Genomic DNA, 14,838 nt, shown 5'->3' with positions numbered 1-14,838 from the left:
ATTCATTGGCCGGATTTGATCCGGTTCCATTCCCGAGCGATAAAAGGCTGGAGTCAAAGATCACAGCACGCGACTGAGAAAGGCCTGGGTACGCGGATGAGTCGGTCGACTGAAGATCTGCTCCGGCGGACCCTGTTCGATCAATTCGCCCTGATCGAGGACCACCACGCGGTCAGCGACTTCTCGGGCAAAACCCATTTCATGGGTGACCACCACCATGGTCATGCCGTCGTCGGCCAGCTGCTTCATCACCTGCAGCACTTCGCCGACGGTTTCCGGATCCAGGGCGCTGGTGGGCTCGTCGAACAGCATGGCTTGAGGTTTCATCGCCAGTGCCCGGGCGATGGCCACGCGCTGCTGCTGTCCACCGGACAACATCGACGGGTAATGCATGGCCTTGTCCGCCAGACCGACCCGGGCGAGCAAGGCCCGGGCTTGCTCCAAAGCCTCGGCACGTGGCACGCCCAGGACCTGAATCGGCGCCTCAATAATGTTTTCCAGCGCGGTCATGTGGGGGAACAGATTGAAACGCTGGAAGACCATGCCGATGTCCCGACGCTGGCGAGCGATGTTGCGCTCGGAGTCGCGCACCAGGCAGCCAAGGAAAGCACTATAAATGGGTCGTAAGCCATCGAAACCGGACAGCATCACTCGCTTAAGGAAGCGCAAACAGCGTAGTGGTGTTGTTTATTACTACTACGACACTGGATCAAAGCCGCGTCGGGAGATTCCACTGGGCTCTGATTACGGATTAGCCATCCTAGAGTACGCCAAGCTGGAGAATTCTCGAGTCTCGGTTGCGTTGGTGAGAACAGTACTCACCTTCGAATATGTGGCAAATCTCTATATGGCCGAAGTCGTACCGACGAAGGCACCCGCAACCCAGAAAGACAACGCACGCGAATTGAAGCAGTTGCTAGTTTTCTTCAACGATCCACCTGCCCCGCTTGAGGCAATTGAACCCCAACACGTCAGGCAGTACCTGCGGTACCGCTCAAAAACAGCTCCCGTTCGAGTAAATCGCGAAAAGGCACTACTGAGTTCAATCTGGAACTTCGCACGTCAGAGCGGATACACAGCCTTGGCCAACCCGTGTTCGGGGATCAAAGGTAATAAAGAAACTGGCCGGGACATCTATGTGGAAGACGACCTTCTGCTGAAGGTGTATCAGCACGCAGAGCAACCGCTAAAAGACGCGCTGGACCTGTTCTACCTCACGGCACAGCGGGTTGCCGACACATTGAAAATGGACGAGCGAGATATTCGCGACGGCCAGCTTTCGGTTCAACAAGGGAAAACCAGCGCGAAACGGCGCATCGAGATAGTTGGTGAATTGAAAGTTGTGATTGACCGGATTATGGCTCGCAAGGCCGGCTACAAGATTAGATCTACTCGCCTGGTCGTGATGGAGAACGGGCAACCGATTACGACAAGCATGCTCAGAAAAAGATTCGATGATGCGCGGGAAGCCGCTGGCATTCCGAAAGCTGACTTTCAAATGCGAGATTTGCGGGCGAAGGCGGCGACAGATAAGGAGGAATCAACAGGCAACATCAGAGCAGCGCGCGATCAACTGGGGCACACCACCGTCGGCATGACAGAGCAGTACATTCGAATGCGCAAAGGGATGAAAGTCACACCGACGAAATGACCGATGGTAGCGAGTTGCGGAGCAGAGATTGGATTTTGCGGAGCAAATAAATAAGGGCTTGCGTGAGGTATGTCACGCAAGCCCTTGATATTTATGGTGCCCGAAGCCGGAATCGAACCGGCACGCCCTTACGAGCGGGGGATTTTAAGTCCCTCAAGCTTATTACATTGCAGTATATTTTGTTATGAGAAAAACAAAGGAAATGACGCACTCACAACAAAATACACACCATACAGGCTAATCTCGACAACCTTAAAAACACTCAATAACATATTACCTTGTTTAGTCAATCCTACGGCGGCATTGACGTTACTAAAAAGTTATCAAATTTATATCTTGGCGCGAGGGACGGAATAGACTATGTTACTAAAATCATAATCGGAGGCGCCATGGGCAACGAGAATAGCGGAAGCAGCAGCACATTTGAGATGGTTTTTAAGAAAAAGGAAATCGACAAGCTCCCGTTGTCCGCTAAAGGCGTCACCCTTTTCTATCGAGATACAACCGAAGGCAGCGACCTTCGGCTGAAAATCGGCGTGACGAAAAAAAGCTTTTACGTGAATGCTCGCAGGAGTGTCGGCAAGAAAAACCTGATAAACAAGATCATTCCACATGATCCCAAAAGTTACGATTTGGACGACCTTAGGATTGAGGCCAAACGCCTGCTATCGACGTTGGAACCAGGGGAACTGCTCGATCAAAAAGGTGACGAGTTCACCATTAGGCAAGCCTTTCAAGAATGGAAAGGTGTGTACGGTGTTCTGAGCGTCAAAAATGAGAAAGGTAAAACCGCCGATTATTACAAAGAGATGCTCGGCGTGCTGAATCGATACGTGTCCGATTGGTTAGATCGCGATCTTAGAGAAATCTCAGAGGCTGAGTTCCTAGCGAAATACAATGAGCTATCTCCGAAGGGAATTTCACCCGCTCGCAAAGTGAAAGTGGTGCTTTCTGTCTTAACTGAATTCGCCATGGCGACCCGTAAAGACCAAGGATTTCACAACTTTACGAGCATCATCGCTGCCCTCAACAAAGACGTTCCTCAAAAAAGGAATGAGTACAAAATTACGGACGACGACCTTGGGAAATTCGTTCGTGCAGCCCTGAAATTACGTGACAACCCTCCGGACGGCATGAGGAGCACGAATCAGCTTAAGCGTTGTATCAACCTGCATCTGCTACAACTTTTTTCCGGAATGCGTCCAGGTGAGCTGAGAGCCACACCATTAGAAATGGTTTACACGCACAGAAAAAGTTTTGTGTATGACAGGGCCTATGCACTAGCAGTCAGGAAGAGTGGGCAGGAAATCGAGATTCCATTAAGCGATGTAGCATGGACGTTTGTCGAGCGAGAGTACGATCCCAGCCATTCTATGCTCTTTCAGTCTCCTACAGAGCCCACGAAACCAATAGCAGAGACCAGTGCTCGTGAGTATCTCAAGCTGATTTTTGATGAAGCAGGACTAGCGCGCTATCCCAAAAAGGCTCTGAGGAATATTTTCCAGCAGTTTTGCAGGAGCGCAGAAATACCGTTGCACGATTGGAAAGCTCTTGTAGATCACGTCCCAAAGCAGAAGGACGTGACAGTCGGCTACACCTGGGACGACCCTGAACACTTGCGCAAACAAACGCAGAAGATTACAGACCTCATCCTTGAAAAGACTGGCCTCACAAAGGATCTGTTTGGCCTGAAGTTGGAAGAGACAAACAAGTTCAATGAGCTGATGAAGCTGTTGGCAGAGTTTTCACCAGAAGAACTGAAAAAACTTGGACTTCCGAGCAAAAAAGACGAAACAGTCTAATTATTATATTGACAAGTAAATAAAGCAACGCCTATAATAGAAATTGTTGGAACGTTGTTATTTTGCGTGTCAATTTGGTTCGGCGACCAATAAAAGGGCTCTCGGTGAGAGCCCTTTTATTTTGCCTACGATTTAACTAAAGACGCCATGCTCCACCCGCCCAATGAGCCAAAGCACGGCGTTCGTCTCAACTTGGGTGCTTACCATGTCCAGGGGCTTGCGCCCTCCCAGGGCCAACGCAGGTGTTTGAAGCCAGGTTTTTGCTGACAAAACATTGCCTTCGAAAAGATCCAGGGCGGAGAGGATGACGGTGGCGAGTCGGTAGATTGAATCGCTTTCACTGGTTGTGAAGCGCCCTGCCCTAGCCCTTCTGCCAAGCGTTGAGGGGCTGAGGGAAATGGCTTGCCCGAGGGTTCTGGTGTCAATCAGGATAATCTCGGAAAGAAACTGAAGGGTGCTGATGGAGAAGCCCTGGTGCAGCTGAGTGAGCAGCTCAGAGCCGCCCGAAGGGATGCCGAGGCGATCCCAAGGGGTTGGAGCTAGCGCTACTGGTTCAGGCCGGTACTCCCTCAAATTTTAGTGCTCCGCATTTTTGAACCTGATGAATCATAGCTTCCTCGTCGTTTTCTTGCAGAGGATCTGAGGAAATTTCATAGGCGATCATGCTGTAATCGTCGTATCGATTGCCACGCTGAATATACGCGTCCGCCTGATCACGAAATGATGTGTCGAGAACATAAGCATTCTTTCTATCTGCGCCTCTTCCTGTTTTTTTGTTTTTGTCGGAGCGCAGCTTAAATCCCAGCAATCCAATCATCGAATTGACAGCCTTATAGTTATCCTTGGCGTCAACAATCAACATGAAATAGTTTTTAAGCAGCTTGATTTGCGAGATATTCTTTCCTTCATAGATTCCCTTTGTAACTTTCATATGTGATACAAAGCATGAGAATGACTCTTGTGTGAATTCTCCAATGGTCAAAAAATTTTGAATATCTCTCAAAACTTGAGCCTGCATTCTTTCTGCGGTTGTGCGTTCAAAGCCAGGCTTTCCGTTAGCAAGGCGAATTCTGTTGATCAATACCACGCCTTTTCGGCACACAAAATCATAGTCAATGTCTGAAAACGTGTCGTTGACTCCCATTATTAATGCATTTGATGCCTTCTCAATTAAATACTGAGTGTTTAAATCGACTAAACCAGCCTTGGTTTTATTCTCCAAAAACTTTACTTCTTTAGCAGAGATCATTTCTACCGATTGATAAAGCTTTCTTTTAAACTCAGCTTCAGCGGTTTTTCTTGCCGCCAATTTAGAGGATTGCATTGCAACATTATCTTCATCGGTCGAGATGAACTTCAAAGCAAATCCAAGCTGCTTCATAGCAGTTATTACAAAATTTTTGTACGAATTACGCGTCCAGTTTTCTATTGCCAAAAAATCGAAAGCGGCACATAGAATTGGGTCAGCCATCATTTTGTTGTGAAGTGTAGTATTGTGCGAAAGAATAGTATCTCCCTCACTAAGATTCACTTCATTTTCGCGCTCGATAAGGCTGTAGCAAACGTCTGAGCGGGTTTCGGGTAGCGCCGCCTTTCTATTATTTAGCGAAAATGAGATGTAAATCTCCTCCACATTTCTAAAACGCAAGCATGTTTGAATTAAAGACAGTGGCGATATCGTTCCGCAGCAATCGATATAGATCTTCTTAACTTCTGGCAGCACAGCACTGAAGCCGGGACCAACGGCGGGAGTGCAGAAAATCAAGTTGTAATCTTTTAGTACGTTTGACGGGTCTGATGCTGCTTGTGAAGCGATGCTTTCATCAACGTTCATTTCATGAGCATTCAGCAGAATCGATTTACCGCCCTTAGCTTGGGTAAAGTCGGCAAGCTCACAATACATTGATTTAGCGATTTCTTGCTTTCGATCAGAAAAAAACGTAATTGATTCATTGTTCCTGAAATCATTCTTTGCTTTGTGAATAAGGTCTTCGCTTTTCAAAGTACCGAAATTAAACTTAATATTATTATAACGACCTCCCTCATCTTTATATGCTGTAAATTTTTTACCGGTTATCCCTTCGAGTATATCAATATATTCCTGACCAAAGTGAGCGTCCGAAATTGTTACGTCTTCACATGATTTAATGCGATCAAAAATATATTTGAACCCAGATCGCTTGTCAGCGACGGTTCCATCAAAGAACGCATCGCCATTGATGTGCTCAAAACCTCTTACGGCCTCGTCGATAATCAGCAGATTTCCTTCGCTGTTAATCCGAGAATGACCACTGATTTTCGCGGAGTTCAGAGTCGAAATTGCACCTTTTTTGATAATTTCTCGCCCGTCTGTATCGACAGTATTTTTGTAGTGTTCATCACGTGAGGCGTGCGGGCCAGTTAGCGCGATGTTTGGCACGAGCATCATCGGAAAGCGCCCGTCATTCCGGGCAGAGTCAAACTCGTTGTTCATCAGCACCGACTTGCCTGATCCCATTTCAAAACTCAGGACGCTGGCACCAGTGGGCCGGAAAGTCTTCAGATCCACTATCTCAGGGGTGCTGGGCTTGATGATTCGATTTACTTTCGCTTCATAATCACTGACAAATTTCGCATACGACTTTTGAAATACAGCCAGAATTTTCGGGGAGTTAATGCCTTCTTGTAGAATACAACGTAATGTTTCATCTCCGAAAAAATCGAGGCCAGCATTCAACATCCTATTGACCCTCCAGCTCGCCTGTTCGGCGTCCCGAGTATTACAGGCAGACTCAATGACTGCCCGAATCTGCATCTCTGGTTTCGTATAGAAAGTGGAATTTACTTCACCTTCGCCCTGGCGCTGCGACGAAATGAAATACATCGCCTCGCCTTTCTTGTTGCAGACGGAGGCGCCGCATTGCAGGGCAAAAAGGACAGCTTTAGCGCAGCTGTTCATGACTGAAAATTTTACGTGGCGCGTTTTGAATTCGTGCGCTTCAACCTCCAGCTCTTGCAAGCTGTAAACAATGTGAGAGGTAAAAGACGCAGGCAGGTCATAGCCAGCAATGTCTGGCAAACCCAATGACAAATCGTGGGTAGAAAGGATAATTACGTTCATTTTTATACTCGTGGATCTGTTTCGGCTTATCTACAGTATAACGTCCTCAAGAGTTATTTGCAACTTTATTAATCGTAAAAATGCATTTTTATCACATTATTTAGTAATGTACTTCCCTTTTCACCGCTCCTTCGGAGCAAAGCTAGCCAGCGAGTTTGTGGAGGGCTAGCAGAAATCCTGTGACAATCCTTAGAAAAATCAGTATGATCCGTCGCTGCTGCAAAGCGGGGTTGGCGAAATTGGTATACGCTGCGGACTTAAAATCCGCCGCCGCAAGGCATGCGGGTTCAAGTCCCGCACCCCGCACCACCATCACATATCTTCATCTCAGCTCCCTCCTCCACGACAACCCACCGCTGGCCACATTCAGCGAAGCTGGTCTGTCGTCACTACCGATATTTCTTTTAAGAGGAAATATACGGCTTACGACAGCTGAAACCCGCGTAAATCAAGGGTTACAGCCATTTACACCTCTTGATTTTCGGTCACCGAAAAACCATTCCAATCCTCTCAAAATGTCAGCCAAGTAAACAGCCGCTGACTGCATAACAAGACGCTGTAATAGCTTACTACAATGAAAAGTCATGAAAATTTTAGGAATAAATCCAGGACTTAGCGGAGCCATAGCCTTTTTGGAAAACAGCCGATTGATTGAGATCGTCGATATTGAGTCCGCAGAAAGCCGTATAAATAGCGTTCATCTCGCCTCCCTCATACAGCGACACAACCCCGAGTTTGCCATCTGTGAGTGCGTTACAGCTCGCCCAGGACAGGGTGTTACGTCCATGTTCACGTTTGGCCACGCACTCGGATCGATTACCGGTGTATTAGCCGCCTCGGGCGTTCCGTACATGCTAATCAGGCCCCAAGCATGGCAAAGCCATTTCGGCATCCAGTCCAGCTCAAAAGACAAGCCGTCCACAAGCTGAAAATCGCAGATCTCGCCAAGCGCCTATATCTCGCCGCCCTTCTGTACGGCCCACGAGGCGGTTTAAGAGATGGACGCAGCGATGCCCTGCTTCCTTGCACACTATGGTCATCTGCATCTCTCCGGCAGCACGCCAGACAAGCTAATCGAGTCACACAAACCCAAGGCCAAGAAAACGACAGTCCGCAAGAAGAAATCCAGCAAAACCGAGGCTCTGGCCTCAATCACTGTCGTCCTATAAAAGTGGAATGCATCTATACCTTGGAGAGTGCCGCTCTCTAGGCCTTGAAGCGGCAGCACCGTGCTCGGGAATCTAGCACAGGTAGGCGGCAGGGAGGGCTACGCGCCCAGGCCTATAATCGCTCTATAATTCCCTATAAAAGCAGAGAGGCGTCAATCGTCCACACCAAGATCTTTTCTCACATCAGCAGTCGAATGGACTGATTCCTCATCGCTACGGACGCGTTCTAGGACTTCAGTCGCCAGGTAGTAATCCTCCATTTCGGTCAGGCCGTAGTCGATGATTTCCTGGAGGCAACTCTCCCTGGTGCGACCGGTGCTCTCAGCCAAGAACCCCAAGCGCCGTTCAGTTTCAGGGTCCAGTTGAATTGAGGTCATGTCTGAGTCTCGCTGTGATCGTGTACTCACAAAGTAAAGTCACCAGTTGCCCACGGCCAAAAGGCATACCTTCCTCCATACGTACTTGAACACGCCAACACTCGCTACTTTGAACCCGAGGATGGGGTTGCCGGAGGTTTGAGCGCAAAGAACATGATTTATCGAAGCTCAAACGTGTTCAATATCATGCAAGGCGTCCCGCACAATATCCAGCCCTGGTGTAGGGACTTGACCGCCCACCCGGAACTGCTGGAGGGAGCCTCTCAACTCCCACAACGCGGTAGGAATCGGCGGATCTGATCCACTTCCCTCCTCTCACGCTTTCTGTTCCTGTAACAAAACTCACAGCTACAGAATTTGGCAACAATGAAGATTATTAATGCTGCGCCAAAATCTTCCTCTCCCCCCATTCGCTTTACCCTAACCTTGGATAGCTTTATGCCCGAATCAGCTGACTGGAGCCCTCCGGCAGTCACCGGGTGTGGATCTCCTCCCTTTGATTGTGTTTGGTGACAAGAGATCGCTTGTTGCCAAAAAAGTAGTTTAAATATACAAGCCACCAATAACAAAACTCTAATCAGCCAAATTAAAATACTTGTCTTTATTAATCGCCAACATATTGAAAAGATATCAAGTAAGTTATACTATAATTATGTATAAAACAAACGGAGCAACGCAATGTCAATATCATTTAAGCCTGTAGGCGACTATCTTGAGATATCCTTTCCATTCGCCATCAAAGATCAATTCAGAGAGATATTCAAAACGGCTCAATGGAATCCAACGAAAAAAATTTGGTTCGTAAAAAACAACAAGATCAATCTAAATAAAATTGAGTACCTTAAAGAAAAAACCGTTTCCGCAATTGTGATGATAGAGAAGCTAGAAGAGTCGGAGCTAACGCAAAAGGAAATTCAGAAGTTCGAAGGGTCTATAGAGGCCCTTCAACTGTCACTCAAAAAAATTATTGATAAGCAGCCTGATTTGGACTCTGAGCTTTTAACATTAAGCAATCTGAAGGAAAAATATAAGGACCTTAGTGATAAAACACTGAAGGCCCAAGCAGATCGCAATGCAGCAAAAACCGCCATTCATGAGCATATTCGATCTCTGATGTCCCCTCATGAAACTGAGCATCAGATTGCTGAGTTAATCAGATTTAGAAAAATGCGCGTGACTTCCGAAAACCGGCAGAAATTTGAATCGGTTCAAACGTGCCTCAAGCAAATATTTAATGAAATCAAAAGAACTTCTGGCGTCGAAATACACACCCTTGACAATCTTGCCTATCTTAATTGGAACCGTCCTGACAGAGACAACCCCGCGGAGACAGCAAAATCTCTCTATACCGACATCTCTTACGAAGAATGCGTGACTGAGTAAGGCCCCGGTTAAACCGGGTTTTCTTTTTAATAACAGTTCGCAATTTTTATTTATACTTAATAGAGTCTTATTATTTTGTAAGGCCTCAGGCATTTTGGGCGCAAATACCTAACCAATAACAACGAAGACGTAAATTGTTTTTGTCAATTAAGTTCGATATAATGTAAATGGTCATCGATTTCCAATTGGCGAAAACATCAAATGCTTAGAAGCCTCAAAATTTATACGGACTTTAATGGCGCAGAGCTTGAGAAGAATCCCAACTTGTACGCCGTATGCACTTACGAGTTACTGCGCAATAACAAACGCTTGTCAGAGCGCGTTCGAATCGAATCATTTTACACAGATCAAATGTTGCGCCTGCCGAGCCGTGAGGTGAAACCATTTTACCGTTTCACGATGTCACACATCATTGAAGACAAAGATCGCAACAAGCAGTCGGAATTTCACTACGCCGGTTACGGCTATGACGTTATTTCGATTTTGCACATTCTGGGAGACACCCCTGCTAACCGAGAATTTCTTCACCAGATCGGTTTTCACGAATGAATGTGCGTGCAGAATCAATCAAACAGCTTCCGACATACCTGATTGAGCACTTCTGCACGCCTACAGATTTTGAGCGCAATCCAATCACCAACACATCCATGCAGACCTGTTCGATCCAGAGTGTTCTGGCGACGTTCGGGCTTATCGAGCTGCCTGGGGTCACCGCTGATCCTTAGACAGTTTCTAGGCTTCAGGCCCATCTCGCAGTGGCGGACAAGGTAGAGATTAAGGAAGACTCCTGCGTCGAATGGTGGGTGGGGAAACGCAAAGACAACGACTTTCGTGTTGAGTACGGCTGTCGTGTAGAAACCAAGGGTATTGGATCGCCGGCCAACAACCTCGCCTTGAGTCCGTGCGGGCACGGACTCTTGCCGGGGGTTATACCGGCTCGACCTGGAGGGCGACCCGCTCGCGGCACGGGCATTCGTCCATGTAGCGGTGCGCTTCGACAAACTCGACAAACGGGAAGACCCGAGTCTTGAGTGGCAGCAGCACGCGATCTGCAGTCAGTTGGTTGATGTCGCGTAAGGCCCGTTGCAGCGCGACCTGATCCTGGATGATGCCTAATTCCGGCTTGCCGATGAAATTACCGATGCAGTGCACAAAGAACTGAATATTTTTTTGGAAGGCTGCGCAGGCCGGGAACGGCGTCTGGTTACCACCTAGCAGGCCATACAGCACCAGGCTGCCGCGAGGCGCCAGGACATCGCCAAGCAACGACATCTGCGGACCGCCCAAACCATCGAACACCACGTCCACGCCGCGGTTGTCTGTGATTTTGTTAATCCGCATCAGCAGATCTTCTTCCTCGGTAACAATGACTTTCTCGGCACCCAACGACAGCAGGTATTCACGTTCTTCCGCCGTCTTGGTGGCGGCAATCACCCTTACCCCCAAAGCTTTGCCCAGTTGCACGAACGAGGGGCCGGCACAGTGGCTGGCATCGGTGACCAGAGCAAATTGCCCGGGTTTGACCCGTGCCAGATCGGCGTAGGCGAAATAGGCAGTCAACAGCGGCGTGTAATGCACCGCAGCTTCAATCGGGTTGAGCACATCCGGATATCGGGTCAATGCCGAGCGAGGCAAAACGATCTGCTCGCCATAGACCGGATAGTCGTTCGGGTTTTCGGCTGGAAAGCTAGCGACCTTGTCACCTACCGCCAAGTCATCGACACCCTCGCCGACAGCAGTGACGATACCAGCCATTTCCTGGCCAAGACCGGATGGAAGATGAGCGCGGGACGACGCTAGGTTCTGACGCCAGAGAGTGTCGTACCAGCTGATGCCAATGGCTTCGACGCGCACTTGCACTTCACCCGGTGCAGGCAGAGCTGCCGCATGCTCTTCGCACTTGAGCACCTCGGCCGGACCAAACTTGTGAAATCGGATCGTGCGGGACATGCAAACCTCGCCAAGAAACCTCTAATGCCCTGAACTCTATCTGGACTTTCTACCCAACACTATGAGTGGCTATTAATAGTCGACATGCATGTCATTGATTCCGCAGCAGTAGCAACATCGTCAAATTTCGTAAGAAAGCAAAACCGCCTACGGAGGAAAACCGAATTACTCGTCGTATCAAGATTTTCTGGGAATCCAGTCAGCCTTGCCGGAGAACGGAGATTTCTGATTTTTCGCCCGTTTTACCGTACCGCTGAAAGCCCATTCCTCCTGACCAACAGCTGCAGAAGGGTGCAAGATCGGCCATCGACCCTCCGGATATCTCAGAGATCAGTACATGATAAATTCAGCCAACCTACGCAATCGCCAGCCTTGGATGAAACACTCACTGTTGCCCAAATCGACCCGCCGCCCAACCACCGGCTGGCACAAAAAACGTCGCCGTCAATAGGTACAACGACACCATCAAATTCATCCGTAACGCGGGCTCACCGAAGTCCTCGGCCATTTGCGGTAACGCCGTCAGTACGGCAGTGGCGTCGAGCAACTGCATAAACAACGCACAACCGACAATGGCGGCACCCGATAATCGATAGGCCGACATGCATCATGCTCACAGAGGTATAGGTGGGAGAGCCAAACCATCATTTTTGTTCAAAGCGCTGCCCCTTGAGCACCGCACTGATGTGTTCACGTCCGTTTAATGTCTGGATGCTGCGCAGACGCTCCACGGGCTGCTCCGACCACTTGGGCGTTGTGAGTCCCTGCTCCCGATAAAAAGCCGAGATATGCTGGTCATAGTCTTCGACCAGTTGCTGTTCGACCGGATGCCCATAGGTCTCTTGGTGCAGCACTACCTGCTGGGGCAGACGTGGTTTGACGCTGGCCGGTTTGTCCGGATCGGCGTAGCCGACACACAGTCCGAAGACCGGAAAGACCAGTGGCGACAGCTGCAACTCATCGATTACCGCGGCGAGGTTATTGCGCAACGCACCGATATACACACCACCTAACCCGAGGGACTCCAAGGCCACGACGGCATTTTGCGCCGCCAGTGCGGCATCGATGCTGCTCACCAGCAAACTATCGAGGTAGGCCGGTGCATGCAGCTCGATATTCCGGTGGCTGGCGGCCTCACCTCATTCAACCTCGAAGCCGCCGAAACCAGCTCACCGACCCTCAACACCGTAGTCGTCACCGGCAACCGTGGCACCGAGCAACGCACCGTCACCACCAGCCCGACACCGATCGACGTGGTGACCGGCGAACAATTGCGCGCGGTGGGCAAACCGAGCCTGCTGGAGGCACTGAGTAAATTCATTCCGTCCTTCAACCTGCCCGACCGCGCCGGCTGGGATGCCAGTGGCGTGGTTCGGTCGGCCACCCTGCGCGGCCTGACCGCCTCCCATGTGCTGGTGTTGGTCAACGGCAAGCGCCGGCACACCAGCGCGACGCTGAACATCAATGGCATCAACAGCGGTGCGGCGCCCAGCGACCTGGACCTGATCCCGGTGGCCTCCATCGATCATATCGAGGTGTTGCGCGATGGCGCGGCCGCGCAATACGGGTCGGATGCGATTTCCGGGGTGATCAACATCATCCTCAAGCAGACCACCGGCGGCAGCTCCGACACGATCCTAGGACAGAACTACGACGGCAAGCGCGGCACCGGGCAGGAGGCGCTCAACTATGGTTTCGAAGTAGGTGAAGCCGGCGTGCTCAACCTTTCGCTCGACACCCGCTACCAGGAACGCGACAACAAGGCCGGCAGCAACGGCTACAGCTAGCATTACTACCCACTGGCGGACGGTTCGCCCGATCCGCGCGAGGCCACGGCCAGCCATCACACCTACAAAGGCTACGGCTTGCCGCGCAGCCAACTGGCGGATGTCGCCTATAACCTCGACCTGCCGTTGAACGATGCCGTCACCCTCTATTCGTTCTCGACCTTGGCTACACGGGAGAACAACGACGGCCAGAACTTTCGCCTGCCCAGCGGATGCAACACCATCACCTCCGGTCCCAATGGCTTCCCCGACGGTTACAGCCCGTACTGGGTGATCAACGAAACCGATTTCCAAACCGGCTTCGGCGCCAGGGGTGACGACATCGGTATCGGTGGTTGGGCCTGGGATTTGAGCAGCACCTACGGGCGCAACTACGCCAAGCAGCGCAATTACGACAACCAGAACCCGTCGCTGGGCGAGAACACGCCAAACAAATTCACTTCCGGCATCTATATCGCCGACCAGTGGACCATCAACCTGGACCTGAAGAACAACTATGACATCGGTTTAGCCAAGCCACTGGATGTCGCCTTCGGTTTCGAGCATCGACGCGATAGCTACGAGACGCGTGCCGGCTCCGAAGCCTCTTACATCGACGGGGGCTATGTGTTCCCGGCCGGCCATCCGCGTGCCGGACAACGTCCCGATCCGGGCGCTCAGATCACCAACGGCATCACCCCGGACGACGCGCAAAAAGTCAGTCGCAACAACGTTGCCAGCTATATCGACCTGGGTTTCTACCCCCTCGAGCAGTGGTACCTCGGTGTCGCCGCGCGCTACGAGCATTACAACGAAGGCGTCGGTAGCACGCGCAGCGGCAAGATCAGCAGCCGTTACGAGTTCAACCCGGTGTTTTCGATACGCGGCACAATCAGCAACGGCTTTCGCGCTCCGTCGCTGGCCAACGAATCTTCACCGCGCGTTCGACCGGGTTCGACCATCAATGGCGTCTACCAGTCCTACAACTACGTGATTTTACCGGTGGACACCGCGGGCGTCCAAGCGCTCGGGGCCGAGTCCTTGAAACCCGAACGGTCGACCAACTTCAGTCTCGGTTTCCTGGCGCTTGAGCCAAAGGCAGAAGCCGTTGCGTTCCCAGTACAAAATCTTCACCCGGTTGCGCGGCTTGTTGAGGAAAACGAAAAGTACGGGGTCGAACACGGCGACCTTGATATCCAGCTCGACCAGCGCAGCCAGACCATCAATGGATTTTCGGAAGTCGACAGGTTTGGGATAGAGATACACTTTTTCGACTTTGGCGTCGGGTCGCATCATGGCGAGCTGGCTCCTGAGAGAAATCGGGAGCACAGCTTCGGGGATGAGGTGTCAGCTTTGAATGTGGGGTTAATGGAGCGGTTACGGCGCAACTCACGGCCCTAAACAGCAGCTATCAGTTGCTCGGCCGCCAGGCGCGCGCACTAATCACCAAAACCTCCCCCAGCAGCTAGGCGATTTTTTCCGCTGACTGGGCGATCCATGACTTCGACGTCAATCTGCGCCTGACCCGCTATGGCACTTACACGGAGGTCAACAGCTCCAGCAATCCGAGCCTGGATCGCGAGTACTCAGCCAAATGGATGTATCCGATCCATGAAGCACACCTATCGCCAGGTGGGCCC

The 14,838-nt window shown here is 50.6% G+C and carries 12 protein-coding genes, 1 tRNA gene and 3 pseudogenes; 8 read left to right on the top strand and 8 right to left on the bottom strand.

Annotated features, from left to right (window positions below; all coding sequences use genetic code 11):
* Positions 1–60: 60 nt before the first annotated feature.
* Positions 61–687, bottom strand: a pseudogene (locus tag ACMXYJ_RS16455) (amino acid ABC transporter ATP-binding protein); the annotation flags it as partial.
* Between ACMXYJ_RS16455 and ACMXYJ_RS16450 the strand changes: the two are divergent.
* Positions 617–1,651 (top strand): site-specific integrase, encoded by a 1,035-nt coding sequence (locus ACMXYJ_RS16450; RefSeq protein WP_415755999.1) that lies wholly within the window; start codon positions 617–619, stop codon positions 1,649–1,651. The pseudogene ACMXYJ_RS16455 and the gene ACMXYJ_RS16450 sit on opposite strands and share 71 nt — an antisense overlap.
* A 389-nt stretch (positions 1,652–2,040) precedes the next feature.
* Positions 2,041–3,453: a hypothetical protein gene (locus ACMXYJ_RS16445; RefSeq protein WP_415755998.1), complete on the top strand. Its 1,413-nt coding sequence runs from the start codon at positions 2,041–2,043 to the stop codon at positions 3,451–3,453.
* Positions 3,454–3,585: 132 nt separating this feature from the next.
* Here ACMXYJ_RS16445 and ACMXYJ_RS16440 read toward each other — a convergent pair whose 3' ends face one another.
* On the bottom strand, positions 3,586–4,026 hold the full coding sequence (locus ACMXYJ_RS16440; RefSeq protein WP_415755997.1) for an antitoxin Xre/MbcA/ParS toxin-binding domain-containing protein: 441 nt from the start codon (positions 4,024–4,026) through the stop codon (positions 3,586–3,588).
* The gene (locus tag ACMXYJ_RS16435; protein WP_415755996.1) at positions 4,007–6,553 is read right to left on the bottom strand and encodes a hypothetical protein; all 2,547 of its coding nucleotides are present in this window, start codon (positions 6,551–6,553) and stop codon (positions 4,007–4,009) included. Before ACMXYJ_RS16435 ends, ACMXYJ_RS16440 begins: the two co-directional genes overlap by 20 nt.
* Before the next feature lie 224 nt (positions 6,554–6,777).
* Here ACMXYJ_RS16435 and ACMXYJ_RS16430 point away from each other — a divergent pair.
* Positions 6,778–6,862, top strand: a tRNA-Leu gene (locus tag ACMXYJ_RS16430).
* Between the two features lie 284 nt (positions 6,863–7,146).
* On the opposite strand, the gene ACMXYJ_RS16425 is transcribed toward ACMXYJ_RS16430, so the two are convergent.
* Positions 7,147–7,356, bottom strand: coding sequence for a hypothetical protein (locus tag ACMXYJ_RS16425; RefSeq protein WP_415755995.1), 210 nt, complete (start codon positions 7,354–7,356; stop codon positions 7,147–7,149).
* Between the two features lie 518 nt (positions 7,357–7,874).
* Positions 7,875–8,099 carry a type II toxin-antitoxin system RelB family antitoxin gene (gene relB, locus ACMXYJ_RS16420; RefSeq protein WP_415755994.1) on the bottom strand — a complete coding sequence of 75 codons (225 nt, stop codon included), beginning with the start codon at positions 8,097–8,099 and terminating at the stop codon, positions 7,875–7,877.
* Between the two features lie 678 nt (positions 8,100–8,777).
* On the opposite strand from relB, the gene ACMXYJ_RS16415 reads away from it, so the two are divergent.
* A complete protein-coding gene (locus ACMXYJ_RS16415; RefSeq protein ID WP_415755993.1) occupies positions 8,778–9,482 on the top strand; it encodes a hypothetical protein in 705 nt (234 codons plus the stop codon).
* Between the two features lie 201 nt (positions 9,483–9,683).
* Entirely contained in the window at positions 9,684–10,031 is a 348-nt protein-coding gene (locus ACMXYJ_RS16410; protein WP_415755992.1) for a hypothetical protein, read from the top strand.
* Between the two features lie 378 nt (positions 10,032–10,409).
* On the opposite strand, the gene ACMXYJ_RS16405 is transcribed toward ACMXYJ_RS16410, so the two are convergent.
* The 3 genes and pseudogenes from ACMXYJ_RS16405 to ACMXYJ_RS16395 form a co-directional block, all read right to left on the bottom strand.
* Positions 10,410–11,432, bottom strand: coding sequence for a zinc-dependent alcohol dehydrogenase family protein (locus ACMXYJ_RS16405; RefSeq protein WP_415755991.1), 1,023 nt, complete (start codon positions 11,430–11,432; stop codon positions 10,410–10,412).
* A gap of 394 nt (positions 11,433–11,826) precedes the next feature.
* Positions 11,827–12,036, bottom strand: a pseudogene (locus tag ACMXYJ_RS16400) (hypothetical protein); the annotation flags it as partial.
* Positions 12,037–12,076: 40 nt separating this feature from the next.
* On the bottom strand, positions 12,077–12,508 hold the full coding sequence (locus ACMXYJ_RS16395) for a nitroreductase family protein (protein ID WP_415755990.1): 432 nt from the start codon (positions 12,506–12,508) through the stop codon (positions 12,077–12,079).
* 27 nt (positions 12,509–12,535) lie between these two features.
* Between ACMXYJ_RS16395 and ACMXYJ_RS16390 the strand changes: the two genes are divergently transcribed.
* The 3 genes and pseudogenes from ACMXYJ_RS16390 to ACMXYJ_RS16375 all read left to right on the top strand — a co-directional run.
* A complete protein-coding gene (locus tag ACMXYJ_RS16390) occupies positions 12,536–13,219 on the top strand; it encodes a TonB-dependent receptor plug domain-containing protein (protein WP_415755989.1) in 684 nt (227 codons plus the stop codon).
* A gap of 270 nt (positions 13,220–13,489) precedes the next feature.
* Positions 13,490–14,599 carry a TonB-dependent receptor domain-containing protein gene (locus ACMXYJ_RS16385; protein WP_432760548.1) on the top strand — a complete coding sequence of 370 codons (1,110 nt, stop codon included), beginning with the start codon at positions 13,490–13,492 and terminating at the stop codon, positions 14,597–14,599.
* Positions 14,581–14,820 (top strand): annotated as a pseudogene (locus ACMXYJ_RS16375) (hypothetical protein); the annotation flags it as partial. The gene ACMXYJ_RS16385 and the pseudogene ACMXYJ_RS16375, both read left to right, overlap by 19 nt.
* Positions 14,821–14,838: the final 18 nt, after the last annotated feature.

Source organism: Pseudomonas arabinosi (assembly GCF_047758675.1).
Classification (GTDB): Bacteria; Pseudomonadota; Gammaproteobacteria; order Pseudomonadales; family Pseudomonadaceae; genus Aquipseudomonas; species Aquipseudomonas arabinosi.
The sequence above is the reverse complement of the archived record's forward strand: the minus strand, read 5'-3'. Positions and strand labels throughout refer to the sequence as shown.

Bases quoted from the DNA above. Each gene is read 5' to 3' on its own strand.
- ACMXYJ_RS16450 (WP_415755999.1), top strand. From the start codon at position 617: ATGGGTCGTAAGCCATCGAAACCGGACAGCATCACTCGCTTAAGGAAG.
- ACMXYJ_RS16445 (WP_415755998.1), top strand. From the start codon at position 2,041: ATGGGCAACGAGAATAGCGGAAGCAGCAGCACATTTGAGATGGTTTTT.
- ACMXYJ_RS16435 (WP_415755996.1), bottom strand. From the start codon at position 6,553: ATGAACGTAATTATCCTTTCTACCCACGATTTGTCATTGGGTTTGCCA.
- relB (WP_415755994.1), bottom strand. From the start codon at position 8,099: ATGACCTCAATTCAACTGGACCCTGAAACTGAACGGCGCTTGGGGTTC.
- ACMXYJ_RS16415 (WP_415755993.1), top strand. From the start codon at position 8,778: ATGTCAATATCATTTAAGCCTGTAGGCGACTATCTTGAGATATCCTTT.
- ACMXYJ_RS16410 (WP_415755992.1), top strand. From the start codon at position 9,684: ATGCTTAGAAGCCTCAAAATTTATACGGACTTTAATGGCGCAGAGCTT.
- ACMXYJ_RS16405 (WP_415755991.1), bottom strand. From the start codon at position 11,432: ATGTCCCGCACGATCCGATTTCACAAGTTTGGTCCGGCCGAGGTGCTC.
- ACMXYJ_RS16390 (WP_415755989.1), top strand. From the start codon at position 12,536: ATGCAGCTCGATATTCCGGTGGCTGGCGGCCTCACCTCATTCAACCTC.